Origin of the sequence: Serratia sp. NPDC087055, from assembly GCF_044900985.1 — a bacterium.
GTDB lineage: Bacteria > Pseudomonadota > Gammaproteobacteria > Enterobacterales > Enterobacteriaceae > Serratia.
Genome location: NZ_JBJDOG010000001.1, coordinates 236598 through 261668, shown reverse-complemented (window position 1 = coordinate 261668; position 25071 = coordinate 236598). Strand labels below are relative to the sequence as shown.

17 protein-coding genes are annotated in these 25071 nt (G+C 52.6%); 11 read left to right on the top strand and 6 right to left on the bottom strand.

What is annotated here, in order from left to right; all coding sequences use genetic code 11:
• Positions 1 to 35: 35 nt before the first annotated feature.
• A complete protein-coding gene (ompC, locus tag ACI2J2_RS01165; RefSeq protein ID WP_037420895.1) occupies positions 36 to 1166 on the bottom strand; it encodes a porin OmpC in 1131 nt (376 codons plus the stop codon).
• Positions 1167 to 1878: 712 nt separating this feature from the next.
• Here ompC and ACI2J2_RS01160 point away from each other — a divergent pair.
• The 4 genes from ACI2J2_RS01160 to rcsB are packed head-to-tail and all read left to right on the top strand — an operon-like array spanning position 1879 to position 6860.
• Positions 1879 to 2283 (top strand): DUF4186 domain-containing protein, encoded by a 405-nt coding sequence (locus ACI2J2_RS01160; RefSeq protein ID WP_209638991.1) that lies wholly within the window; start codon positions 1879 to 1881, stop codon positions 2281 to 2283.
• Positions 2284 to 2338: 55 nt separating this feature from the next.
• The gene (locus ACI2J2_RS01155) at positions 2339 to 3493 is read left to right on the top strand and encodes an MFS transporter (protein WP_404759233.1); all 1155 of its coding nucleotides are present in this window, start codon (positions 2339 to 2341) and stop codon (positions 3491 to 3493) included.
• Positions 3494 to 3514: 21 nt separating this feature from the next.
• Positions 3515 to 6217, top strand: coding sequence for a phosphotransferase RcsD (gene rcsD / locus ACI2J2_RS01150; protein WP_209638987.1), 2703 nt, complete (start codon positions 3515 to 3517; stop codon positions 6215 to 6217).
• Positions 6210 to 6860 carry a response regulator transcription factor RcsB gene (gene rcsB / locus ACI2J2_RS01145; RefSeq protein WP_037420903.1) on the top strand — a complete coding sequence of 217 codons (651 nt, stop codon included), beginning with the start codon at positions 6210 to 6212 and terminating at the stop codon, positions 6858 to 6860. Before rcsD ends, rcsB begins: the two co-directional genes overlap by 8 nt.
• Positions 6861 to 6913: 53 nt before the next feature.
• Here rcsB and rcsC read toward each other — a convergent pair whose 3' ends face one another.
• Together rcsC and gyrA are read right to left on the bottom strand one after the other, a co-directional pair.
• Positions 6914 to 9784, bottom strand: coding sequence for a two-component system sensor histidine kinase RcsC (gene rcsC / locus ACI2J2_RS01140; protein WP_404759232.1), 2871 nt, complete (start codon positions 9782 to 9784; stop codon positions 6914 to 6916).
• Between the two features lie 160 nt (positions 9785 to 9944).
• Positions 9945 to 12596, bottom strand: coding sequence for a DNA topoisomerase (ATP-hydrolyzing) subunit A (gyrA, locus tag ACI2J2_RS01135; protein WP_404759231.1), 2652 nt, complete (start codon positions 12594 to 12596; stop codon positions 9945 to 9947).
• Positions 12597 to 12808: 212 nt separating this feature from the next.
• Here gyrA and ubiG point away from each other — a divergent pair, with 212 nt between their 5' ends.
• From ubiG to yfaE, 4 genes are all read left to right on the top strand, one after another.
• Positions 12809 to 13534: a bifunctional 2-polyprenyl-6-hydroxyphenol methylase/3-demethylubiquinol 3-O-methyltransferase UbiG gene (gene ubiG, locus ACI2J2_RS01130; RefSeq protein WP_404759230.1), complete on the top strand. Its 726-nt coding sequence runs from the start codon at positions 12809 to 12811 to the stop codon at positions 13532 to 13534.
• A gap of 437 nt (positions 13535 to 13971) precedes the next feature.
• Positions 13972 to 16260 carry a class 1a ribonucleoside-diphosphate reductase subunit alpha gene (gene nrdA, locus ACI2J2_RS01125; RefSeq protein ID WP_404759229.1) on the top strand — a complete coding sequence of 763 codons (2289 nt, stop codon included), beginning with the start codon at positions 13972 to 13974 and terminating at the stop codon, positions 16258 to 16260.
• A 70-nt stretch (positions 16261 to 16330) separates the two neighbouring features.
• Positions 16331 to 17461, top strand: coding sequence for a class Ia ribonucleoside-diphosphate reductase subunit beta (nrdB, locus tag ACI2J2_RS01120; RefSeq protein WP_265555726.1), 1131 nt, complete (start codon positions 16331 to 16333; stop codon positions 17459 to 17461).
• Between the two features lie 3 nt (positions 17462 to 17464).
• On the top strand, positions 17465 to 17725 hold the full coding sequence (gene yfaE / locus ACI2J2_RS01115) for a class I ribonucleotide reductase maintenance protein YfaE (RefSeq protein ID WP_209638975.1): 261 nt from the start codon (positions 17465 to 17467) through the stop codon (positions 17723 to 17725).
• A 129-nt stretch (positions 17726 to 17854) separates the two neighbouring features.
• Here the strand turns inward: yfaE and ACI2J2_RS01110 are convergent, their stop codons facing one another.
• Positions 17855 to 18649 (bottom strand): helix-turn-helix domain-containing protein, encoded by a 795-nt coding sequence (locus ACI2J2_RS01110; protein ID WP_265555722.1) that lies wholly within the window; start codon positions 18647 to 18649, stop codon positions 17855 to 17857.
• 153 nt (positions 18650 to 18802) lie between these two features.
• On the opposite strand from ACI2J2_RS01110, the gene ACI2J2_RS01105 reads away from it, so the two are divergent.
• A complete protein-coding gene (locus tag ACI2J2_RS01105; protein ID WP_404759228.1) occupies positions 18803 to 20005 on the top strand; it encodes an FAD-dependent oxidoreductase in 1203 nt (400 codons plus the stop codon).
• Positions 20006 to 20039: 34 nt separating this feature from the next.
• Here ACI2J2_RS01105 and ACI2J2_RS01100 read toward each other — a convergent pair whose 3' ends face one another.
• Positions 20040 to 21236, bottom strand: a complete 1197-nt coding sequence (locus ACI2J2_RS01100) for a nicotinamide mononucleotide deamidase-related protein YfaY (protein ID WP_404759227.1) — start codon at positions 21234 to 21236, stop codon at positions 20040 to 20042.
• 244 nt (positions 21237 to 21480) lie between these two features.
• Here ACI2J2_RS01100 and tyrP point away from each other — a divergent pair, with 244 nt between their 5' ends.
• Positions 21481 to 22689: a tyrosine transporter TyrP gene (gene tyrP / locus ACI2J2_RS01095; RefSeq protein WP_209638967.1), complete on the top strand. Its 1209-nt coding sequence runs from the start codon at positions 21481 to 21483 to the stop codon at positions 22687 to 22689.
• Between the two features lie 48 nt (positions 22690 to 22737).
• On the opposite strand, the gene ACI2J2_RS01090 is transcribed toward tyrP, so the two are convergent.
• Positions 22738 to 23280 (bottom strand): YfaZ family outer membrane protein, encoded by a 543-nt coding sequence (locus tag ACI2J2_RS01090; protein ID WP_209639052.1) that lies wholly within the window; start codon positions 23278 to 23280, stop codon positions 22738 to 22740.
• 334 nt (positions 23281 to 23614) lie between these two features.
• Between ACI2J2_RS01090 and katA the strand changes: the two genes are divergently transcribed.
• Positions 23615 to 25051 (top strand): catalase KatA, encoded by a 1437-nt coding sequence (gene katA, locus ACI2J2_RS01085; protein ID WP_209638965.1) that lies wholly within the window; start codon positions 23615 to 23617, stop codon positions 25049 to 25051.
• The last annotated feature ends 20 nt before the right edge of the window (positions 25052 to 25071 follow it).

Sequence of the window (25071 nt, the reverse complement as noted above, 5' to 3'; positions counted from 1 at the left end):
CCGAAGGCCGCGTGGTCACATTCACACTCTGTTGCTTAGAACTGGTAAACCAGGCCCACGGCAACCACGTTGTCGGTGTTGATACCGGCAGCTTTGGTGAAGTCATTCTCGTCCAGCAGGTTGATTTTGTAGTCAACATAGGTGGACATGTTTTTGTTGAAGAAGTAGCTGGTACCCAAGTCCACAAATTTGACCAGATCTTCGTCGCCATAATCCTTGCCGTTAGCTGCCAGACCCAGGTTTTTACCCTTGGTTTGGTTATAACCAACAAATGGACGCAGGCCGAAATCAAACTGGTAGTGTGCATAGGCTTCGAAGCTTTGTGCCTTGTTGGCATAGCCATAGGCATCGCTGCTTGAAGAACCGAAGCGGGCAGCGTTGTAGGATTGAGTGAACATCACGGCCAGGTAGGTGTCGTTCGCGTCATATTTCAGACCACCTGAATAACCTTCAGCGCGATCGCCACGGCCCATGATGCCGCTATAACCGTCACCGCCGTTCTGCTGGGTTGTACGTTTAGAGTTGAAGAAAGCACCTGCGGCGCTAATGCCATAGCCCAGATCGTAGTTCACCGACATGCCGTAGCCGTCGCCGTTTTGACCCAGCACATCACGGCCATTGTTAGACTCTTCACCGCTGCCGTTTTTACCTTGGTACTGCAGGGCAAAGTTCAGGCCGTCCACCAGACCGAAGAAGTCGGTGTTACGGTAAGTTGCCAAACCGCTGGAACGCTGGAACATGAACTGGTCAGCGCCGTACGTAGACCCATCAAACTCAGGCTGCAAGTCGGTATAAGCGGCTACGTCATACAGCACGCCGGTATTACGACCGTAATCGAATGAACCGTAGTCACCAAACTTCAGACCGGCAAAACCGTAACGGGTAAAGTTTTTGTTATCCTGGCTTTCCGCGTGGTTAAGGTTTGCCTGATATTCCCACTGGCCATAGCCGGTCAGTTGATCGCTGATTTGTGTTTCGCCGCGCAGGCCGAAACGCATATAAGACATATCACCATCGGAGCCACTGTTATCGGAGAAATAGTGAAGACCATCGATTTTACCGTACAAATCCAGTTTATTACCGTCTTTGTTGTAGATTTCCGCCGCGCCTGCTGTGCCTGCAACCAGCAGAGCGGGTACTATCAGAGAGAGTACTCGAAGTTTCATTGTTATTATCCTCGTTAATTATGTCGAGCTATGGCCACTGCTCTTTTGAGCATTATTAGCACGACTGTGCATTACCATTCTGGTAACAAGGGTAATATTAATCCAGAAAGAAAATGATACCAAGTATCCGATAGTGTTTCATTGTGATTAATAAAGGTTTCCAAATGTAAACATGAGCGAACTTTCACAAAACATTACAGACAAACAAAATAAGGCACACAATGCCAAAAAATACACTTATAGATATAAAATCATGCAGTTATACAAAACTTTAAGAAAAAACAGACTGGCATACAAAAGTCACACCCAATAAGCACATTGTGCCAAAAGCGCCTCGGAACACTGCCGTTATAATAATCCCGCTATCATCATTATTTTCATTATTACCTTCATTATCTGTAAGATAATTTCTGAACACTTCGACCGGCTTCTGGCCGGTTTTTTATTTCCTCACATTTTCGCCACATTCTGCCGTTAAGCGCACTTTTCGCTAAAAAATAATCACCTACAGATATCATCCCGCCAATTAACTTCCGCACTAATCGCTAATCTTTTCTTCTATTATCGTCTACATATTAAGCGCATTAATTTGGAAAGCGTTGTATTGATTAAATAGCTATCCATTGGGGTATAGAACAGTTTAAGACGGCAACATTGGCCGCACAGTGTCTATTTTGATAGTCTGCAATAAATACCCAAAAGAAAATGACCTATGCTATTGCAACCCGAAGCACTATGGCGTCGGCTACAGAGCTCCCCTTTCCGCGCCAAGTTCCGTCTTAACGCCAAAGACCAACTCTATTTTGAAATCAAAGGTCTGCCGCTGATCCTCAGCCACGCTCGAGACTTTATCGAGCAACGACTTGCCGCGCCGTTTCCAAAAAACGACGGCAAACAAACGCCAATGCGCGGGCATCCGGTGTTTGTCGCGCAGCACGCCACGGCCACCTGTTGTCGCGGCTGTCTGGCCAAATGGCATAATATTCCACCAGGCCAAGCCCTGGACGAACAGCAAAAGCACTATATTGTGGCCGTCATTGCTTTGTGGTTGGAACGCAGAGCCAGCGTAAAGGCCGATGACAGCGCAAATCCTTTCGACCCGGATCGCGGATTGTGATAAAAACACTCCATAACTTTCAGCCCATACTCCCACAACAGATCCTGATGCCCACATGACATCCACCTTGTGCAATGAACAGCAAAAACCTGGCGTTCCGGCGCAGATAGCCACGCGGTTGGCCTTTTTTGTCGCCGGCTTCGGCATGGCCGCTTGGGCACCGCTTGTGCCATTTGCCAAAGCGCGCATCGGTATAGATGACGGTTCTCTGGGGTTGCTGCTGTTGTGCATTGGTGCCGGTTCGATGTTGGCAATGCCATTAACCGGCTATCTGACAGGTAAGCTGGGGTGTCGCCCGGTGATTTTGCTGGCCGGTCTGGCATTGTGTATTGATTTACCCCTGCTGGTGCTGATGAATACCACGACAGGTATGGCGCTTGCCCTGCTGCTGTTTGGTGCGGCAATCGGCATGATTGATGTGGCGATGAACGTGCAAGCCGTGGTGGTCGAACGCGCCAGTGGCAAAGCGATGATGTCGGGTTTCCACGGTTTTTTCAGTGTGGGCGGCATTGCCGGTGCCGGTGGAGTCAGCGTGATGCTATGGCTAGGATTATCGCCCTTAGTCGCAACGTGGATCACCGTATTAACCATCGCCGCGCTATTGATGCTCGCCAGCCGCAATTTACTGCGTGAAAGCGGCGGCGAAGAAGGTGGCCCAATGTTCGTGCTGCCACGCGGTTGGGTCATGTTTATCGGTATTCTGTGCTTTATTATGTTCCTCGCCGAAGGTTCGATGCTCGACTGGAGTGCTCTGTTCCTCACCACCTTGCGGGGTGTCGATCACAGTCAGGCAGGGATAGGCTATGCATTATTCTCTATCACCATGACCATCGGCAGGCTGAATGGCGATCGGGTGGTGAACACGCTGGGTCGATACAAAGTGTTGCTGCTCGGCAGTCTGTGCGCCGCGATTGGCCTCGGTCTGGCCATTGTCTTCAATAACGCCATCATTTCGTTGATGGGGTTTATGTTGGTCGGCCTGGGGGCCTCTAATGTGGTGCCGATTTTGTTCAGTGCCGCTGGCAATCAGCACGATATGCCCGCAAACCTGGCCATTGCCTCCGTCACCACCGTGGGTTATGCCGGTATTCTCGCGGGGCCTGCACTGATCGGATTCATCGCACAATTCTCGAGTCTGACAGCGGCTTTTGCATGCGTTGCAGTATTACTCCTGGCGGTCACCGCCAGCGCCAGAGCCGTAACCCGTTGATTCAGGAATACGCAGTCAACTATGCAAAATAAACAACTGACGATTAGCTCAAGCAATATCACCCGCTGCTTCCTGTTATTTGCTGTGCTGCTGACAATTGCTATCGGCCTGTACGGCTACAACTATACCAATGCCTGGGTGGCAGAAAAAAAGTATGCACTGAATAGCATCGCCAACGCCCTGCAAAAACGTATTGATAGTTACCGTTACATCACCTATCAAATTTACGACAAGTTCGGCAATGCCCCCTCTTTAAACGTAGATCCCAGCCTGCAGGAAACTCGACTGCGTCCGGACGTTTATTACCTGGAAAAACCGCATAAAAAAACGGATGCGATAATTTTCGGCAGCCATGACGAAGGCACCTTGGCGATGATCGCCAACATTTCAGATTATCTGGATACCCGCTGGGGAGCCAAGACCGAAAATTACGCCATGTATTATCTCAATGGCCAAGACAACAGCCTGAGTTTGATCACCACTCAACCGCTAAAAGAACTGGCCTCACGCTTCAAAGAAAGTTACCTGACGACCTCGGCGGAGGATCGCCGGGCCGAGATGCTGCAGCAAGCCAACATGCTCGATGAACGTGAAAGCTTTTCTGCACTGCGTAAGCAGCGCTTCCAAAACGCTTATTCATTTTCAATCCGCACCACCTTTAACCAACCGGGGCATCTGGCCACGGTGATCGCCTTTGATCTGCCGATTAATGACATCATTCCTATCAATATGGCACGCGCCAACTTTATGCTGCTGCCTGATGATATGACTCTGGATGACAGCGCTGTTTCGGGAGATACCGCGACCAATGCCGGTGTCTCAATGACCGGCAACTGGGTCGAGTTCAGTGCCCCACTGCCCAATGCACCGCTGAAAGTGGTTTATCGCGTCTCTGCTATCAACCTCGCCATTGATCTACTGCGCAACAATATCTGGTTGATCGCCATCAACCTGTTGCTGTTGGCGCTGTCGATGGTGGGCATTTACTTTATTCGTCGCCAATACATTCGCCCGAGCGAAAATATGGCCGTGGAGCTGGAAACCGAGCGCGCACTGAATCAGGAAATCATCGCCAGTTTACCTTCGGGCCTGCTGGTGTATAACTTCACCAGTAACACCGTCATTGCCAGTAATAAGATTGCCCAGCACCTGCTACCTCACCTCAGCCTGCAAAAAATTGCCCATATGGCCGAACAGCACCACGGCGTTATCCAGGCGACAGTCAACAACGAGGTGTATGAGATTCGTATCTTCCGCAGCCAGCTGTCGCCGGAAACGTATCTGTTCCTGCTCAATGATCAGGACAAAGAAGTGATGGTGAACAAGCGCCTGCAGCAAGCACAGCGCGAATACGACAAGAACGTGCAGGCGCGTAAACTGATGTTGCATAACCTGGGTATTGAGCTGAATCAGCCGGTGCGTCAAATGCACGACCTGGCCGACCGCCTGCGCACCCAACCCGATGAAGAACAGCAGCAAGCACTGCTGAAACAGCTGACGGCACAGTCTTCATCGGTGCTGGGCCTGATTGAAAATATCACCCTGCTCACCCGCCTGGAAACCCAGGATTGGCAGCCTTCGCGCCATCCTTTCAGTCCGTCTGTCTTGATTGATGAATTACTGCGTGAAGCCCTGCCGTCCATCAATCAAAAAGGGCTGACGCTGTTTAACCATTTCCAACTCGATGTTGAGCAGCACTATGTGGGTGACGCCAACGCGCTACGCAAAGTGCTCTCTCTGTTGGTGCATTACGCCATTATCACCACGTCCTGCGGCAAGATTTCGCTGGTGGTCGATCATGAACCCGAACACCCCGATCGCCTGGTGTTCCATATTAACGATACCGGCTCTGGAATTTCCAATGAGGAAATCAGCAATCTGAACTACCCGTTCCTTAGCCAGACGTTGGTGGATCGCTTTAATCATGGCTCCGGCCTCACATTCTTCCTGTGCAACCAACTGTGCAAAAAGCTTAATGGGCAGTTGGATATACGCAGCAAGGTGGATATCGGCACGCGCTATACCATCCGTGTGCCGATGGAGATGGAGAAAAAAGACGCGGAAGCACAGGAAAAACTGCTCGATGGCGTAACGGCGCTGCTGGACATTACTTCTGAGGAAGTCCGCGGCATTGTCACTCACCTGCTGCATGCCTATGGTGCAAGCTGCATCGTAACCGATGAACGACAGATTAATCGCGATTACGACGTGCTACTGACGGATAACCCACAACGGGCTGACGATTATACCTTGCTGCTGACCAGCGATGAGGCCGGGTGGCAACAGCTTGAAAAACGGTACATTCGAGTAAACTATAACCTGAGTGGTGCAATGATCGACGCCGTTCTCATGCTGATTGAGCAGCAAATGGCCGCTCTGGAACAGCAGGAAAGTGCGCTTTCGCTGACCGCAAATGACATCCAACTCTATGAAAAACAATTGAAATCAAGTGATTACTATGGCCTGTTTGTCGATACAGTACCCGACGATGTCAAAAAACTGTATACTGAGGCGGGCAGCAGTGATTTCAATGCTCTGTCACAGACCGCACATCGCCTAAAAGGCGTGTTTGCCATGTTAAATCTGCTTCCCGGTAAGCAACTGTGTGAATCGTTAGAACAGCACATCGCAGACGGTGATGCGCTCAAGATCGAGAATAACATCAGTCAGATTGATTTTTTCGTCAGTAGACTGCTGCAGCAAGGTAGCCAACAACATGAATAACCTGAACGTAATTATTGCTGATGACCATCCTATCGTACTGTTTGGCATCCGGAAGTCACTTGAGCAAATTGAATGGGTGAATGTCGTTGGGGAGTTTGAAGACTCAACAGCACTGATCAACAATCTGTCCAAACTGGACGCTAACGTCCTGATCACCGATCTTTCGATGCCTGGTGATAAGTATGGCGATGGCATTACGCTGATCAAATACATCAAACGCCATTATCCGCAATTGTCGATCATCGTTCTGACTATGAACAACAACCCGGCAATTCTGAGTGCCGTGTTGGATCTGGATATTGAAGGCATCGTGTTGAAGCAAGGTGCACCCACTGACCTGCCGAAAGCGCTGGCCGCATTGCAGAAAGGCAAAAAGTTCACGCCGGAAAGCGTTTCCAAACTGTTGGAGAGGATCAGCGCCAGTGGTTACGGTGATAAGCGTCTGTCACCGAAAGAGAGCGAAGTACTGCGCCTGTTCGCCGAAGGTTTCCTGGTGACTGAGATCGCCAAGAAGCTCAATCGCAGCATTAAAACCATCAGTAGCCAGAAAAAATCGGCCATGATGAAGCTGGGTGTTGAGAACGATATCGCGCTGCTCAACTACCTCTCTTCTGTCAGCATGGCACCGTTGGACAAAGACTAAAACCGTCCGGTGGTGCTCAAAGGGCGCGGCATCATGCTGCGCCCTTTTGCTTTTTATTTCTCTTCCCGCTCAGCGCGCAGACGACGTACCTGTTGACTGTAATATGCCAGCGTTTGTTCTAACGTTTCTAACGTCACCGGTTTTGACAGGCAGTTGTCCATCCCTGCCTCGATACAACGCTGTTTCTCTTCCGCCAACGCATTCGCCGTCACGCCGATCACCGGTGAGGTAAAGTGCAATTGACGCAAACGCTGAGTCAGGAGATACCCATCCATGTTCGGCATGTTAACGTCGGTCAGCACAATATCGACCCTATTGTGATTCAGCACATCTAATGCATCGACACCATCATTCGCCGTCACCACTTGGTAACCCAGCGAGCTCAACTGATCGGACAACAACCGGCGGTTAATAGGATGGTCATCCACCACCAGCAAATGAATATCGCCGTTGTCTACCTTGCTGGCCTTAACCGGCAAAGGTAATTGCATCAGAGTATTGCCACTTTCATCAAGAGTACCAAATAGCCGGTTAAGCAATGCGATGGTTTCACGCGGCGTCGAAGTACTGTGCATCCAGTAACCCGGCCGGGTCTCCTGCGACGGACTAATATGCTCAATAGAGAATTGGATTTGCGCCAGCAGCGGCGTACCGATCATCAGTGGATGGTCACTGAGCATCACATCACTCGCGGCAGTATTCTCCCCCTGATAGCGTAACATCGTAGCGCCATAACCGCCCAGGATCGCCATCAGATAGCTTTCTAGCCGTTGATTGCGGATATCCAGCCACAGTGTTCTCCCCTGCCAGGTGTCACTGGCCTGCGGGATCGGGAACAGTGCATTAAACAGGGGGATGCGGATAGTAAACATGCTGCCCAATCCCGGTTCGGATTCAACAGCAATGTCACCGTCCATCATGTTAATCAGCTTTTCACAAATCGCCAGCCCCAGCCCAGTCCCCTGGAAATGACGCTGAACGCCAGTCCCCACCTGGAAGAACGGATCGAACAAGCGGGTGATTTCTTTCTCAGGAATGCCGACGCCGGTATCGCGAACGCTGAACTCCAGATAACTGCCGCGCGTGCAGACCTGCAAGATGATACAACCGGTATCGGTAAACTTAATGGCATTGTTCAACAAGTTAGATAAGACCTGCTGCAACCGTACCGGATCGCCTGAAATACGTTCCGGCACGTTTTGTTCGATAAAGCAGTACAAGCCCAGACGTTTCTTCACCACCAGCGGCAAATAGTTGCCGGCAATATGGGTGATCACTTCCAGGCAGGAAAACTCGCGTGGCTCAATTTTCAGCTGTTCGGACTCAATTTTGGAGAAGTCGAGAATATCACTGATAATCTTCAGCAGCAGTCCCGAGGAGTTGTTCATCGCATTGACCAACCGATCGACGCCCTGCGGCAGTTCCTTGGTTTGCAACAAATCGAGGTTGCCGATAATACCGTACAAGGGGGTGCGCAGTTCGTGACTCACCGTCGCCAGGAACATCGACTTCGACTGGCTGGCCTGCTCAGCCGCCGCCGCCATCTCCTGCAGCGACTCTTCCATTTTCACGCGGGCGCTGACGTCGACCAACACACAGATCGCCACATCCTCGTTGCGGTAGCGGGAATGAACAAAGCTGATTTGCAGGTTATTGTTATTACTGGTCATCACATCGACAAAATTTGCCTGCTGTTCGCAAATGATGCGTGTAATGCGATCGCGGTCTTCATGAGTCAGTAAATTGATGTAGTTATGCGCCAGCTCGTTACTCAGAATGTTCGTGCCATCGCTGATACGTAAAATACAAATCCCCACCGGCGCCGAAGCAACAATTTTGCGGTTAAACTGCTCATGCTCTTCCAACCGGAACGCATTGTCCTCCGCTGGCAAAAACATTTTCCGCTCAAATAGCCAGGCCAGCGTGAACAGTACAATAGCGGACAGCAAATTAAGCAATATCGCATTGAGTATCAGCATCTTGAAACGCTCAACCACGGTCTTCACCGGCACGGAATACACAATGCTGAGCGATGACGGTGGCAGCGCCTTTTTCATGATGAGATCGCGGTAATTATCCACATAGCCAAAGTAGGCTTGCTCGTCCGGGTAGCTGCTGGACGCTTGCACATCGCGCTCGCCATCTGCCAGCCGCAATATTGGATCGTTATTCTCATCGAGCAGAGTCACCGCAATCGGCAGGTTGCCAGCGGTGACGAAGTCTTCTAAACGTATCGTCTGTTCAATGCCCAGCAACGCCTCGAGCTTGTTGCCAATATAAATTGGGGTCAGCACATACAAATAGCCGACATCCGGCCGCTGTTGGCTTGGGCTTATCCAGTACAGATTATTGTCTTTGTCCTGGTTTTTGGCGTTACGGTATTTGAGGATTCGCTCATGCAGGGTTTTCAGCGCGTCTGCCCGGTTAGCGACACCGCTGCTGCCACCAAACTCCGCCATGCACAGGCTGTCGCCGCCGATGAAAAACACCCTATTGAGGTCATAGGCTGCGACAAAATTCTCTTTCCAGTATTGAATCAGCCCGCTCAGCGACGTAAGCGAACTGCGGTATGTGGTGTTAAGTGAACAGTTGGACTCAGGATACAACGGGAAAAACTCCGGGGCGCTGCTCTTGCCGGGGAAGATGCCGCTGAACATGTCCAGACTGTTGACCGAACCATTGAGACGATTTTCTGCCATGTACTTAATATCACGAATGATATCGGCAGAATGACGGATATATCCCTGCGCCTGATCAAAATTCAAATTGTAGTCTTGACGGATGTCAGACTCTTTCTGGTGCAGGATATTCAGGATATAGAAGGTGGTGAGCAACGCTCCCAACGACCACAACATAATCGCCAGTACCCGGAACAGATAGCGGGATATTTTTAACGTGGTACGAAAAGAGGCTAAATATTTCAATCGGATACCATACAGAAGTAAGTGGCGACCAGCGAATTCATATCAGAGACGGTATCTCTGGTTTGGGTTTGGTAATTAAACCATATAACTGAAAAAGGGCCTAGCATCGCTGCCAGGCCCTTCATACCAATGCAACAGGGGAGACACGCCCCCCTACAACTTAGGCGTTATCATCATCCGCATTGTCTACCGCGTCAGAATCATCATCGCCTTCGTCCAGCGGCGCTGCGTCTTCTTCTGCGCCTTCCGCACCCGGCTCCAAGCTGTCGAGCTCTTCGTCTTCCACCGGTTCGGCAACGCGCTGCAGACCGACGACGTTCTCGTCTTCAGCAGTACGGATCAGCGTAACACCTTGGGTGTTACGACCCACCACGCTGACTTCAGATACGCGAGTACGTACCAGCGTACCGGCATCGGTGATCATCATGATCTGATCGGTCGTTTCAACCTGCACCGCACCCACAACCTGACCATTACGCTCGCTCACCTTAATAGAGATAACCCCTTGGGTGGCGCGTGATTTGGTCGGATATTCGGTCACGGCTGTACGTTTCCCGTAGCCGTTCTGGGTGACGGTCAGGATATCGCCTTCACCGCGTGGCACAATCAGGGAAATAACGCTGTCGCCTTCGCCCAGATTGATACCGCGAACACCGGTAGCAGTACGGCCCATCGAACGCACCTGCGTTTCTGGGAAGCGAACCACTTTACCATTGGCAGAGAACAGCATGACTTCGTTGCTGCCGTCGGTCAGGTCAACACCAATCAACTCGTCACCCTCATTGAGGTTAACGGCGATGATGCCGGCACTGCGTGGGCGGCTAAACTCGGTCAAGGCGGTTTTCTTCACTGTGCCGCTGGCCGTCGCCATAAACACGTGACGCCCTTCTTCGTACTCGCGTACAGGCAGGATAGCGGTGATACGCTCATTGGCTTCCAGCGGCAACAAGTTGACAATTGGACGCCCGCGCGCACCACGACTGGCTTCTGGCAGTTGGTACACCTTCATCCAGTACAAACGGCCACGGCTGGAGAAGCACAGGATCGTATCGTGGGTGTTGGCAACCAACAGGCGATCGATAAAGTCTTCTTCTTTGATACGTGCAGCTGACTTGCCTTTACCGCCACGGCGTTGCGCTTCATAGTCACTCAACGGCTGATACTTCACATAGCCTTGGTGCGACAGCGTAACGACCACGTCTTCCTGGTTGATCAGGTCTTCGATATTGATATCTGAAGTGTTGGCGGTAATTTCAGTACGGCGACCGTCGTTATACAGCTCTTTGATTGCAATCAGCTCTTCGCGGATCACTTCCATCAGACGGTCTGGGTTTTCCAGAATAAAGATCAGCTCAGCAATCGCCGTCAGCAGCTCTTTATATTCGTCCAGCAGCTTTTCATGCTCCAGACCGGTCAGTTTCTGCAGACGCAGATCCAAAATCGCCTGGGCTTGCTGCTCGGTCAGGTAGTACTTACCGTCACGGATACCGAACTCCGGCTCCAGCCACTCAGGGCGAGCAGCATTGTCACCGGCGCGTTCCAGCATGGCGCTCACGTTGCCAAGCTCCCACGCTTGAGCAACCAGCGCAACTTTGGCTTCCGCAGGGGTCGGCGCACGACGGATCATTTCAATAATCGGATCGATATTCGCCAGCGCAATGGCTAACGCTTCCAGGATATGGGCACGATCGCGCGCTTTACGCAGTTCAAAGATGGTACGACGGGTAACCACTTCACGGCGGTGGCGAACAAACGCCTGCAAAATATCCTTCAGGTTCAGCAGTTTTGGCTGCCCCTGATGCAATGCCACCATGTTGATACCGAAGGTCACCTGCAGCTGAGTCAGCGAGTACAGGTTGTTCAGCACCACTTCACCGACCGCATCGCGTTTGACTTCAATGACGATACGCATACCGTCTTTGTCAGACTCGTCACGCAGCGCGCTAATGCCTTCAACGCGTTTTTCTTTGACCAGTTCGGCGATCTTTTCGATCAGACGCGCCTTGTTCACCTGATACGGGATCTCGTGAACAATGATGGTTTCGCGACCCGTTTTGGCGTCGGCTTCTACTTCGGCGCGTGCGCGGACGTAAACTTTACCACGCCCAGTGCGATAGGCCTCTTCGATACCGCGACGGCCGTTGATGATCGCTGCCGTCGGGAAGTCTGGCCCTGGGATGTGCTCCATCAGGCCTTCGATGCTGATGTTTTCATCATCGATATACGCCAAACACCCGTTGATAACCTCTGACAGGTTATGTGGCGGAATATTGGTCGCCATGCCCACAGCGATACCGGACGAGCCGTTGACCAGCAGGTTCGGGATCTTGGTTGGCATGACCGCTGGGATCTGTTCGGTGCCATCATAGTTAGGCACAAAATCGACGGTTTCTTTTTCCAGATCCGCCAGCAGTTCGTGAGCAATTTTGGACATGCGCACTTCGGTATAACGCATCGCCGCAGCGGAGTCGCCGTCGACGGAACCGAAGTTACCCTGACCGTCCACCAGCATATAGCGCAGCGAGAACGGTTGGGCCAAACGCACGATGGTGTCGTAAACCGCGCGGTCACCGTGAGGGTGATATTTACCGATCACGTCCCCGACGACACGGGCCGATTTCTTGTATGGTTTATTCCAGTCGTTACCCAGTACATTCATCGCGTACAGTACGCGGCGATGCACCGGCTTCAGTCCATCACGAACATCTGGCAGCGCACGTCCGACAATGACGGACATCGCGTAGTCCAGATACGAGTTTTTCAACTCGTCTTCGATGTTTACCGGTGTGATTTCTCTGGCAAGGTCGCTCATGGAGCTGCTATCCCTCTACTAATGATTCATCTGCCCGCTGCCATAGTGGCAAAGGTGTAAAACTATATCACAAAGCACGCTTTACGGGAAAATAACCGCCGCTCTTTAACTGAAATTGTGCATATATGTGCGGTAAAAATGCATCGGCGCAGACGGCGCTGCGCCGGAACATGTATAATCCGCGCAACGAGAACCAGGAGCCAAATACGCCCATGAATGCAGAATCATCCAGCCAAGCGCAAAACGTAGACCATCATGAAATCGCCAAGTTCGAGGCCGTTGCCTCACGCTGGTGGGATTTGGAAGGTGAATTCAAACCGCTGCACCGTATCAACCCGTTGCGCCTGAACTACATCCTGCAGCGTGCCGGCGGCATTTTTGACAAAAAAGTGCTCGACGTGGGCTGTGGCGGCGGCATCTTAGCGGAAAGCATGGCACGTGAAGGCGCTCTGGTCACCGGGTTGGACATGGGTGCTGAACCACTGCAGGTCGCTCGGCTGCACGCGTTGGAAAGCGGCATGGCCGTGAATTACATACAGGAAACGGTAGAGAGCCATGCGCAGGCCAACCCGCAACAGTATGATGTCATCACCTGCATGGAAATGCTGGAACACGTCCCCGATCCGGCCTCCGTAGTACGCGCCTGTGCTCACCTGGTGAAACCGGGCGGCCATGTGTTCTTCTCCACCATCAACCGCAACACCAAAGCCTGGCTGATGGCGGTCATTGGTGCAGAATACATCTTGAAAATGGTGCCGCAGGGTACACACGATCATAAGAAGTTCATTCGCCCTTCTGAACTGATCGGCTGGGTTGATGGCACACCGCTACGCGAAAAACACATGATTGGTCTGCATTACAATCCGATTACCGACCATTTCAAACTGGGTCGTAACGTTGATGTGAACTATATGGTACATACTCAGCACGAAGGCTGAGTCACCCGTCCCGCGCCGGGACTGGCTTGCCAGCTCCGGTGCGCAGCTAACAGTAAGATAAATACCTAATTTATCCGCTTTCGATCAAAATCACCGTTGTAAACAGTTTTTAAGAATATTAAATCAGATCAATATGCCGTTTTTTTCTAACGTTTAATAAAGCGGCAAACGATCACGTTTTTCTGATTATAGGGAAATTCTTATCCCACTTATTGACAAGCTTGTCGCGCCAGTCACAGCGCGCACTTCCAAAGACAAGTCACATTTCACCCCCAAGTTATCCACAAATTAGCCCACTTTTGTTCACTTGCAAACGCCCTGTTTTCTCACTATCTTGTTACCTCACCGACATACACCCCCTATATATAGTGTTTACATACTGAGCAGAGCTACTACACTTCTGCTTAGGGGCACCATACGGACAGGTAAAACACCACATGAACCAAAGTCTGCTTGTAACTAAACGCGATGGCCGTAAAGAGCGCATCAACCTCGACAAAATCCACCGCGTCATCGACTGGGCCGCGGAAGGGTTAAATAACGTCTCGGTTTCTCAAGTAGAGTTGCGTTCCCACATTCAGTTTTATGACGGCATCAAAACTGCTGATATTCATGAAACCATCATCAAAGCTGCAGCCGATCTGATCTCGCGCGATGCGCCGGACTACCAGTATTTGGCAGCACGCCTGGCTATCTTCCACCTGCGCAAAAAAGCTTACGGCCAATTTGAGCCGCCAAAGCTGCTCGATCACGTAGCGCGCATGGTAGAAATGGGCAAGTACGATAAGCATCTGCTGGAAGACTACAGCCCTGAAGAGTTCGAGCAGATGGACTCCTTTATCGATCACTGGCGTGATATGAATTTCTCCTACGCGGCCGTTAAGCAGCTGGAAGGGAAATACCTGGTGCAGAACCGCGTCAGCGGTGAGATCTACGAGAGCGCGCAGTTCTTGTATATCCTGGTGGCAGCTTGCCTGTTCTCCAACTATCCGCGTGAAACCCGTCTGGATTACATCAAACGTTTCTACGACGCGATTTCCACCTTCAAGATTTCATTGCCTACGCCAATCATGTCCGGCGTACGTACCCCAACCCGCCAGTTCAGCTCTTGCGTGCTGATCGAGTGTGGTGACAGCCTGGATTCCATCAACGCGACCTCCAGCGCCATTGTGAAATATGTTTCGCAACGCGCCGGTATCGGTATCAACGCTGGCCGCATCCGCGCGCTGGGTAGCCCGATCCGCGGTGGTGAAGCCTTCCATACCGGCTGTATCCCTTTCTACAAGCATTTCCAGACCGCGGTAAAATCCTGCTCTCAAGGCGGCGTTCGCGGTGGCGCAGCCACCCTGTTCTACCCGATGTGGCATCTGGAAGTTGAAAGCCTGTTGGTACTGAAGAACAACCGTGGCGTTGAAGGCAACCGCGTTCGACACATGGACTATGGCGTGCAGTTGAACCGCCTGATGTACCAGCGCCTGATCAAGGGCCAGGACATCACCCTGTTCAGCCCGTCGGATGTTCCTGGTTTGTATGATGCGTTCTTCGCCAATCAAGACGAATTCGAACGTCTTTACACCCAGTACGAACAAGACGACAGTATTCGTCAGAAACGTGTGAAAGCGGTTGAACTGTTCTCACTGATGATGCAGGAACGTGCCTCAACCGGCCGTATCTACATCCAGAACGTCGACCACTGCAATACCCACAGCCCGTTTGATCCGCAGATCGCACCGGTGCGCCAGTCTAACCTGTGCCTGGAAATCGCTCTGCCGACCAAGCCGCTGGACGACGTCAACGACGAAAACGGCGAAATCGCCCTGTGTACGCTGTCGGCCTTTAACCTGGGCGCTATCGAAAGCCTGGACGATCTGGAAGAGTTGGCTACCCTGGCAGTACGTGCGCTGGACGCCCTGCTGGACTACCAGGACTACCCAATCAAAGCCGCTCACCGTGGCGCGATGGGCCGCCGTACTTTGGGTATTGGCGTGATCAACTATGCTTACTACCTGGCGAAGAACGGCGTGCGTTACTCTGACGGCAGCGCTAACGCTCTGACCCACAAGACATTCGAAGCTATCCAGTATTACCTGCTGAAGGCATCGAACCGTCTGGCTCAGGAGCAAGGCGCCTGCCCGTGGTTCAATGAAACCACCTATTCGCAGGGTATCTTGCCAATCGACACCTACAAGAAAGATTTGGATGTCATTTGCCAGGAGCCTCTGCACTACGACTGGGAAACGTTGCGTAAAGAGATCGTGGAAACCGGTCTGCGTAACTCCACCCTGTCAGCGCTGATGCCTTCGGAAACCTCTTCGCAGATTTCCAACGCCACCAACGGCATTGAGCCACCACGTGGCCACATCAGTATCAAAGCGTCGAAAGACGGTATTTTGCGCCAGGTAGTGCCAGAATATGAGCGTCTGAAAAACGACTACGAACTGCTGTGGGAAATGCCGAACAACGACGGTTACCTGCAACTGGTCGGTCTGATGCAGAAATTTATCGACCAGTCGATTTCTGCCAACACCAACTATGATCCGACCCGTTTCCCGGGCGGCAAGGTGCCTATGAAGCAGCTGTTGAAAGACCTGCTCACCACCTACAAGTTTGGTGTCAAGACGCTGTATTATCAGAACACCCGCGACGGTGCAGAAGATGTCCAGGAAGATTTGTTGCCGGCTAAAGACGGCGATGATGATTGCGAAAGCGGCGCCTGCAAGATCTAAAGTTTGACACAGCGGGCCGGAACTCTTCCGGCCCCTCTTAATTCAGCACGGCACTAATGGATTCAGGCTTATGGCTTACACCACATTTTCTCAGAACAAAAACAATCAGTTACTGGAGCCGATGTTTTTCGGTCAGTCCGTTAACGTTGCGCGTTTCGATCAGCAAAAACATGAAATTTTCGAAAAACTGATTGAGAAGCAACTGTCTTTCTTCTGGCGTCCTGAAGAAGTTGACGTCTCCCGTGACCGTATTGACTATCAGGCACTGCCGGATCATGAAAAGCACATTTTCATCAGCAACCTGAAATACCAGACGCTGCTGGACTCGATCCAGGGCCGAAGCCCTAACGTGGCGCTGTTGCCGCTGATCTCGATCCCGGAACTGGAAACCTGGGTGGAAACCTGGTCATTCTCCGAGACCATCCACTCCCGTTCTTACACCCATATTATCCGTAATATCGTCAACGATCCGGCGATCGTGTTTGATGATATCGTCACCAACGAAGAGATCCTCAAGCGCGCGAAAGACATTTCCGGCTACTACGACGATCTGATCGAGATGACGGGTTACTACCACCTGTTGGGGGAAGGCACACACCAGGTCAACGGTAAAACTGTCACCGTCAGCCTGCGTGCGCTGAAAAAACAGCTTTATCTGTGCCTGATGAGCGTCAACGCCCTGGAAGCTATCCGCTTCTATGTCAGCTTCGCCTGTTCATTCGCCTTTGCGGAACGCGAACTGATGGAAGGCAACGCTAAAATCATCAAACTGATCGCCCGTGATGAAGCGTTACACCTGACCGGCACACAGCACATGCTGAACCTGATGCGTTCCGGTGCCGATGACCCGGAAATGGCGGAAATCGCCGTTGAGTGTCAACAGCAGTGCTACGACCTGTTCGTGCTGGCGGCAGAGCAGGAAAAAGAGTGGGCAGAGTACCTGTTCCGTGACGGTTCTATGATCGGCCTGAACAAGGACATCCTGTGTCAGTATGTGGAATACATCACCAATATCCGCATGCAGGCAGTGGGCCTCGGCCTGCCGTTCGCAACCCGCTCTAACCCGATCCCGTGGATCAACGCCTGGTTAGTCTCCGACAACGTCCAGGTTGCGCCGCAGGAAGTGGAAGTCAGTTCCTATTTGGTAGGCCAGATCGACTCGGAAGTGCATGCCGACGACCTGAGCGACTTCGAACTCTAAGCGATGTCATCATCCAATGTGACGCTGCGTACCACAGGTACGCAGCTATCCTGCCCCAAGAATGAACGCAGCCTGCTCGATGTCCTGGAATTGCACAACGTCGAAGTGGAATACCAGTGCCGCTCAGGCTATTGCGGCGCCTGCCGCCTGAAATTGGTAAAAGGCGAAGTGACCTATCACCAACAGCCGCTGGCGTTTATCAATGACGGCGAGATCCTGCCCTGCTGCTGCATGCCGCTGACGGACATCGAACTGGAAATTTGATTTTCAAAAATAACCTTCAATCACCTAAATTATCCGCCTTGCCACACCATGCCCAAGACGAACAGTCTCAAACATGCCTCAATCCCTATATCCTTGTAAAAACCCAGCCCTTATTCGCATTGAGGCCTTTTAGGGGCGTCCCGTAAAATAGCGTGCGGGCGGCTCGCCAAAAGCACGGCGAAACATGGCAATAAAATTACTCGGCGACGCGTAGCCCAGCGCCTCCGCGATCTGCGTGACGGCCTCACCGTTAGCCAGCCGGGCCAAGGCATAGGATAATCGGGCCTGTTGCCGCCACTGTGCAAAACTTAACCCGGTTTCTGCCATCATTAACCGCCGCAGGCTGCGCGACGAGATCGCCCCCCATTTTGCCCACTCCTCTAATGAACGATCACTGCCAGGTTCTTCCAGTAATGCACGCAGAATGCGAGTAAGGCGAGGATGCCGCGGCATCGGTAAATGGAGGGGTTCATCCGGTGCACGGCGTATTTCGTCAAACATCACGGATACCATCCGTTCTTGTTCGGGTTGCAACACGTCGTGTTTTTCCCACGTCACCGCCCGTTTGACCAAGGCCCTGAGAAGTTCGCTGGTGCCAATGACACAGGGCTCTGATGGCAAATCAGTACAAACGTCTGGCGTGATCAGCAGGCTCCAACCGGTCAGAGCACCGCAAACTTGCACTTTATGCACTGTCCCTGGCGGGATCCATCCTGCCCGCTGCGGCGGCAGTACCCAGGAACCTTGTACAGTCTGAACGTGAATCAGCCCCGTCTCGACACAAAACACCTGCCCGCGAGCATGCTGATGCCAGTCGTACTCACGCGTGCCGAGCCGGAACTCCGTATCTGGCACATCATCGCCGCCAAGTGCAATCAACGATGGCCCCGCCAACCACTCGCTGAAGTCATGTTGATACTGCACGTTTTCATCCCTCACATTGGCCATTAATCACTATTTATAGTCCATATGCCGTTATATCGGCTTTTGCCATGACTCGCATAATGAAATCTTTCCAGAGCGTCACGGCAGTACGCTCACGATCTCAATAGAAAAGAACACATATGGAGAGATGTCATGACAACATTCAGCATTGGAATTGTAGGGGCCGGGCTAGGCGGTTTGTGTCTTGCGCAAGGGTTGCGCAAAACCGGTATCGACGTCGTGATTATTGAGCGCGATGCCACACCGCAGATCCGCAATCAAGGTTATCGGCTACGCGTCGATCCCACAGGCCAACAGGCACTTGCCCGATGCCTGTCGGCTGAACAATACCAACTTTTCTGCGCGACTTGCGCACAAAACCTGGGTGAAAGCCGCTTGCTGGATCCTTTCCTCAACCAACTGCATCATCGCCGCCCTGAACATTGGCTCCCCTCGAGTAAAGTGAAAATGGCAGTGCCCAACGGCGATCTGGCGGTTAATCGGCAAACGCTAAGGGAGATTCTTCTTGATGGCCTGCAAGATCATGTGCGTTTCGGCCGAGCGTTAAGCGCGTTTGAGGAAACGTCTCAGGGCATTGAACTCCAATTGGCAGAAGGGCAAAAGATGCGGGTTGATCTGCTGATTGCGGCCGATGGCATTAATTCAGCGGTGCGCAAACAGTGTTTGCCTCAGGCAGAGCCCGTGGATAGCGATACCATCACGCTCTATGGCAAAACGCCAATAACCGTAGAAACGCAAGCCCAACTCGCGTCGGCCTGGCTGCAAAAGGTTTCCGTGGTTTTCGCCGAGGGTTTTACCCTGGTCATTGAACCGATGATATTTCAGGCTTCAATGCTACAATTAGCGGCAGAATACGCGCCTCATTGCCGACTCAGCCCGATAGATAATTATCTTTATTGGGCCTTCATTGGCACGTCATCACGCCTTGGTGGCGCGTTAGCCGATAACGGCATCGAGCTAAAAGAACGGATACTCGCGCTCACCCATGGCTGGGACACGCAGTTACGGGCATTACTGGCACTAAGCGACCCTCTCTCGCTAAGCGCCCGCCCCGTTTATATCGCACAGGATATCCCGCAATGGCCCAATGAACGGGTCAGTTTCTTGGGTGACGCCATACATGCCATGAGCCCTGCGGGTGGATTGGGGGCGAATACCGCTCTGGCTGACGCCGCCAACCTGGCTGATTGCCTGAACAACGCCAGGACCGCACAGCAAGGCATCGCGGCATTGAGGGGCTATGAGCAGGAAATGAGGGACCGTGCGCAACGTGCTATGCAGTTGTCGCGTCAGGCATCGGCGCGGCTATCATTGGGCACTGTACCCGCAGCCTAAAAAACGAATGGGGGAAAATCCCCCATTCGGCGCATCACTCAATACTCTCGACGATTTCCAGCCAAGCGTTCTTGCCACACACGGGCCCACCGTTCAGCCAACGTCGTAACATGTCCAACGCCAGCATGGCGACCGACTCCTGCCGCAGCCGTAAATGGTGACGTGCAGCCCGATAACGCACCGTCTGCCCCATACCGCCTTTCGGCGTATGTAGCACCACGCTGACCTGATCACCGCGCATGGCACTGACGGCCAACGCCAGTTGCGCCCCGGTCAGCTCAGCCAGCGAACGCGCACGCGCCAGCGTGGTTTCCAGCGTTTCTACACAGTGCGACGGCAATAACTCGCCACCGGCCAGGGGTGCGCCTTCACTCTGCAACTGCAGGTTGATCAACCCGGCGCTAAACTGCTCGCTCAACGCCAGCTTCAACCCCTGCTGGGTCAGCTTCTGCGTCAGCACCGCAGGCAAACCCAGTGTGCCTTCAAACAAGGTGTTGTCAGCGGCGACCTGGCGAACCTTTTCCCACGCCTGTTCCATCGCCGCACGTTGGGTCACCGGGCCAGTGAGCTTCAGTTCAATAATCGGGCTGGAAGAACGGTAACCGAGTACCACATCAGGTGGCAACGGCATGCCGTCCAGCTCCGCAGCCAGATCGCTTTCAGACGTGCCAAAGGTGGTTAAGCGCAGGCACAGCGGCGGTTCAGGCAGCGTAAATCGCTCACGTAAACGCGGCACAATCTGCTGCTCGACCATGACTTTAAATTCAGATGGCACCCCCGGCGTGAAAAACATCATGCATCGGTTCAGTTTCAAGGCAAAACCGCAGGCCGTCCCCACCGGATTGTCGAGCATCTCTGCGTTAGCCGGGAGCTGCGCCTGTTTACGATTGGAGGCGGCCATTGGCCGACCACGCTCGGCAAAATAGGCCTCAATGCGGGCCATCCATTCCGCTTGCTCAACCAGCTCAACGCCACAGGCCATCGCCGCCGCCAGGGCGCTGAGATCGTCACTGGTCGGCCCCAATCCCCCGTTAACGATCAGAACATCGGCGATATGGCTGCGCTCCTGCAATGTCTCGATCAAAGAGGAGAGGTTGTCCCCCACGGTTTCACGGCCGCTCATCGGCATGCCCTGCTGGAACAAATAGTCAGCCAACCAGGCAGCGTTGGTATCTACAATTTGCCCGTGTAACACCTCATCACCGGTGCTGAGCATCTCCACCCTTAACATTGATCTCTCCCACATTTTCTGATCTTTCCACTATAGAAGCCCGTAAATAAGTTTTCACTAAGCATCGCCGGATAATTTCTGTCGGAGGCATTTTTTTACGGCATCACGCGGCCCTTAACAGTGTAAATATATCTGAACACCATCCGTAACGCATGTTTGACACAAAATAATGCATCAACTATCCTGCCGCACTTAGAATAGGTTACCTATAATTTTCCAAAATCTTTTGCTGATAGAGAAAAACGTGAAAAATCGCACGCTTGGCAGTGTTTTTATCGTGGCAGGAACCACCATTGGCGCCGGGATGTTGGCAATGCCGTTGGCGGCAGCAGGTGTAGGCTTCGGCGTCACGCTGGGTCTGCTGGTCGGACTGTGGCTCTTGATGTGCTATACCGCCCTGCTGCTGGTCGAAGTCTATCAGCACGAGCAAGCAGATACCGGCCTGGGGACCCTGGCAAAGCGCTACCTTGGTGGTGGGGGCCAATGGCTAACCAGTTTCAGCATGATGTTTCTGATGTACGCGCTGACCGCCGCCTACATTAGCGGGGCCGGCGAATTGCTGGCGGCCAGTATCAGCCAATGGACCTCACAAGATTTCCCCACCACGTTAGGGGTGTTGCTGTTTACTCTGGTTGCTGGTGGCGTCGTTTGCATCGGCACCCACTCGGTCGATCTGTTTAACCGCATCCTGTTCAGTGCCAAAGTGGTGTTCTTGATCGTCATGCTGGGTTTGATGCTGCCAAATATTCACCAAACCAACCTGATGACGTTACCCCTGGAACAAGGGCTGGCACTGTCTGCCATCCCGGTGATCTTCACTTCATTTGGTTTCCACGGCAGCGTACCTAGCATCGTAAACTACATGGGCGGCAACATCCGCAAACTGCGCTGGGTGTTCATTATCGGCAGCGCCATTCCATTGATAGCCTATATCTTCTGGCAATTGGCTACCCTCGGTAGCATCAGCTCAACCACCTTCGTCGGTATTTTGGCGCAACAGGCGGGTCTGAACGGTTTATTGCAGGCAGTGCGTGACGTCGTCGCATCGCCACACGTAGAGCTGGCCGTGCATCTGTTTGCCGATCTTGCGTTGGCGACCTCGTTCCTTGGCGTCGCTCTCGGGTTGTTTGATTTCCTCGCCGATTTGTTCAAACGCCAGGATAACGTCCGCGGTCGTCTGCAAACCGGTGCCATCACTTTCCTGCCGCCGTTGGCTTTCGCCCTGTTCTACCCACGTGGCTTTGTACTGGCTCTGGGTTTTGCCGCCATTGCGCTGGCGATATTGGCGTTGCTGCTGCCGTCGCTGTTGGTATGGAAAACACGCCAGCAGCATCAAGCGAAATACCGTGTTTGGGGTGGGACGCCTGCATTGGCGTTGGTGTTTGTCTGCGGGATAACGGTGATTGCCATTCAGTTGGGCATCGCCAGCGGCATATTGCCTGCGGTGGGGTGATCGATTGTCAGTAAAACAAGGGGCCCACTGGGCCCCTTGTCGTTTGGATCAGAAGCTCAGACCAACACCGACATACGGGCCATCGGCCAAGGTGTTGTCACGACGCCCATCCTTTCCTTCCATCTTCATGTAGCGGTAACCCACATCCACACTCAGCGGACGGAAGATATTCCAGCGCAGGCCGCCGCTGGCTTCGTTGTAGGCCTTCACGCCGCTGGTCAGCGAGTCTGGTGCAAAATAGCCTTCGCCATGCAGGCTGAAGTAACGGTTGATGGCCCAATCCAGACCACCACCCAATGCTACTGCACCACCGCTTTTACCGTCTTTCGGGCTCAGATACAGTGCCTTACCGCCTACCGTCGCGGTCAACGGCCCCAGTGGCAGGCCGAAATTCAACCCCAGGCTGCCAACGTTGCCGTCATGGTCGCTGCGCGCCCAGTTGCCTGTTAATCCCAACCCGGAAGTGCCGGTATCCTGGCCAAAGCCAAGATTGGTGTAATGCTGCCCGGCCTCGCCCGACAGGCTAAGCGCACTCGCTGCACCCGTCACAAACAGCATGCTTGCTGCGCAGGCGACCAAAGTCTTTTTCATCATCTATCCCTCTTGCTACTTCATCCATTACGGACGATATGAGTTAACCCGTAATAATACCGTCACGAGTCTATACCAAAGCACAACCAGTCTTTAAGGGATAAAGGCGAAAAAATCCTTAATTAATCAAATGAATGTAAAGTTGTGCAAACAAAGGCATCACCCCGGATGGCAATGACAACGATAACTCAGACCTATTTGCCGCGAGCGTTCAATAGGTCTACAACTAGTAGTGGCATTAACCGAGGTCAGGGTAAGCCCCCTTGCAGGATTATATGATGAATGCTTAAGCCACCCGAGTTTTACTCGATTGCAATACGATAAGGAGCAAGTAATGAGCAAGAAAGGACTGACTACTGCAGCCGGCGCACCGGTTGTCGATAATAATAACGTGATTACCGCAGGTAAACGCGGTCCGATGCTGCTACAGGACGTGTGGTTCCTGGAAAAGCTGGCCCATTTCGACCGTGAAGTTATCCCTGAACGCCGCATGCACGCCAAGGGATCCGGCGCCTACGGCACGTTCACCGTCACTCACGATATTACCCAGTACACCCGCGCAAAAATCTTCTCTGAAATCGGCAAGCAAACCGACATGTTTATCCGCTTCTCTACCGTTGCCGGTGAGCGCGGTGCCGCGGATGCCGAACGCGACATTCGTGGTTTCGCCATGAAGTTTTATACCGAGGAAGGCAATTGGGATCTGGTGGGTAACGACACGCCGGTCTTCTATCTGCGCGACCCACTGAAATTCCCCGATCTCAACCACGTGGTCAAACGCGATCCCCGCACTAATCTGCGCAATCCAACCTACAAGTGGGATTTCTTCTCGCTGTCACCTGAAAGTTTGCACCAGTTGACCATAGATTTCAGCGACCGCGGCATCCCGAAATCCTATCGTCATATGCACGGCTTCGGCAGCCATACTTTCAGTTTTATCAATGCCAACAACGAGCGTTTTTGGGTGAAATTCCATTTCCGCTGCGAACAAGGCATTGAAAACCTGATGGATGATGAAGCGGAAGCCATCATCGCCAAAGACCGTGAAAGTTCGCAACGGGATCTCTATGAGGCCATCGAACGGGGTGATTACCCACGCTGGAAACTGCAAATCCAGATTATGCCGGAACACGAAGCCTCACAGACCCCGTATAACCCGTTCGATCTGACCAAAGTCTGGCCGCACGGCGACTACCCGTTAATCGACGTCGGTTTCTTCGAACTGCACCGCAACCCGGAAAACTACTTCTCAGAAGTGGAACAGGTGGCTGTAAATCCGGCCAACGTGGTGCCAGGCATCAGCTTCTCGCCGGACAAAATGCTACAGGGGCGTCTGTTCTCTTACGGGGATGCGCACCGTTATCGTCTGGGCGTGAACCATCACCAGATCCCGGTCAACAGCCCGAAATGCCCGTTCCACAATTATCATCGTGACGGTGCCATGCGGGTGGATGGCAATAGCGGCAACGGCGCAACCTATGAACCAAACAGCTTCGGTTTGTTCCAGGAGCAACCGGACTTTAGCGAACCGCCATTGAGCATTGAAGGGGCAGCCGACCACTGGAACCATCGTGAAGACGATGATTACTACAGCCAACCGCGCGCACTCTTCAACCTGCTGAGCGCCGAAGAGCATGAGCGCATGTTTACCCGCATCGCCGGGGAGCTGTCGCAAGTGCCGGAACAGATCCAACGTCGTCAGGTTGACTTGTTTACTAAAGTGCATCCGAACTACGGTGCAGGTGTAGCCAAAGCACTTGGCCTGAAATAGCCCCCACCGTGATCATTTAG

Bases quoted from the DNA above. Each gene is read 5' to 3' on its own strand.
- ompC (WP_037420895.1), bottom strand. From the start codon at position 1,166: ATGAAACTTCGAGTACTCTCTCTGATAGTACCCGCTCTGCTGGTTGCA.
- ACI2J2_RS01160 (WP_209638991.1), top strand. From the start codon at position 1,879: ATGCTATTGCAACCCGAAGCACTATGGCGTCGGCTACAGAGCTCCCCT.
- ACI2J2_RS01155 (WP_404759233.1), top strand. From the start codon at position 2,339: ATGACATCCACCTTGTGCAATGAACAGCAAAAACCTGGCGTTCCGGCG.
- rcsD (WP_209638987.1), top strand. From the start codon at position 3,515: ATGCAAAATAAACAACTGACGATTAGCTCAAGCAATATCACCCGCTGC.
- rcsB (WP_037420903.1), top strand. From the start codon at position 6,210: ATGAATAACCTGAACGTAATTATTGCTGATGACCATCCTATCGTACTG.
- gyrA (WP_404759231.1), bottom strand. From the start codon at position 12,596: ATGAGCGACCTTGCCAGAGAAATCACACCGGTAAACATCGAAGACGAG.
- ubiG (WP_404759230.1), top strand. From the start codon at position 12,809: ATGAATGCAGAATCATCCAGCCAAGCGCAAAACGTAGACCATCATGAA.
- nrdA (WP_404759229.1), top strand. From the start codon at position 13,972: ATGAACCAAAGTCTGCTTGTAACTAAACGCGATGGCCGTAAAGAGCGC.
- nrdB (WP_265555726.1), top strand. From the start codon at position 16,331: ATGGCTTACACCACATTTTCTCAGAACAAAAACAATCAGTTACTGGAG.
- yfaE (WP_209638975.1), top strand. From the start codon at position 17,465: ATGTCATCATCCAATGTGACGCTGCGTACCACAGGTACGCAGCTATCC.
- ACI2J2_RS01105 (WP_404759228.1), top strand. From the start codon at position 18,803: ATGACAACATTCAGCATTGGAATTGTAGGGGCCGGGCTAGGCGGTTTG.
- ACI2J2_RS01100 (WP_404759227.1), bottom strand. From the start codon at position 21,236: ATGTTAAGGGTGGAGATGCTCAGCACCGGTGATGAGGTGTTACACGGG.
- ACI2J2_RS01090 (WP_209639052.1), bottom strand. From the start codon at position 23,280: ATGAAAAAGACTTTGGTCGCCTGCGCAGCAAGCATGCTGTTTGTGACG.
- katA (WP_209638965.1), top strand. From the start codon at position 23,615: ATGAGCAAGAAAGGACTGACTACTGCAGCCGGCGCACCGGTTGTCGAT.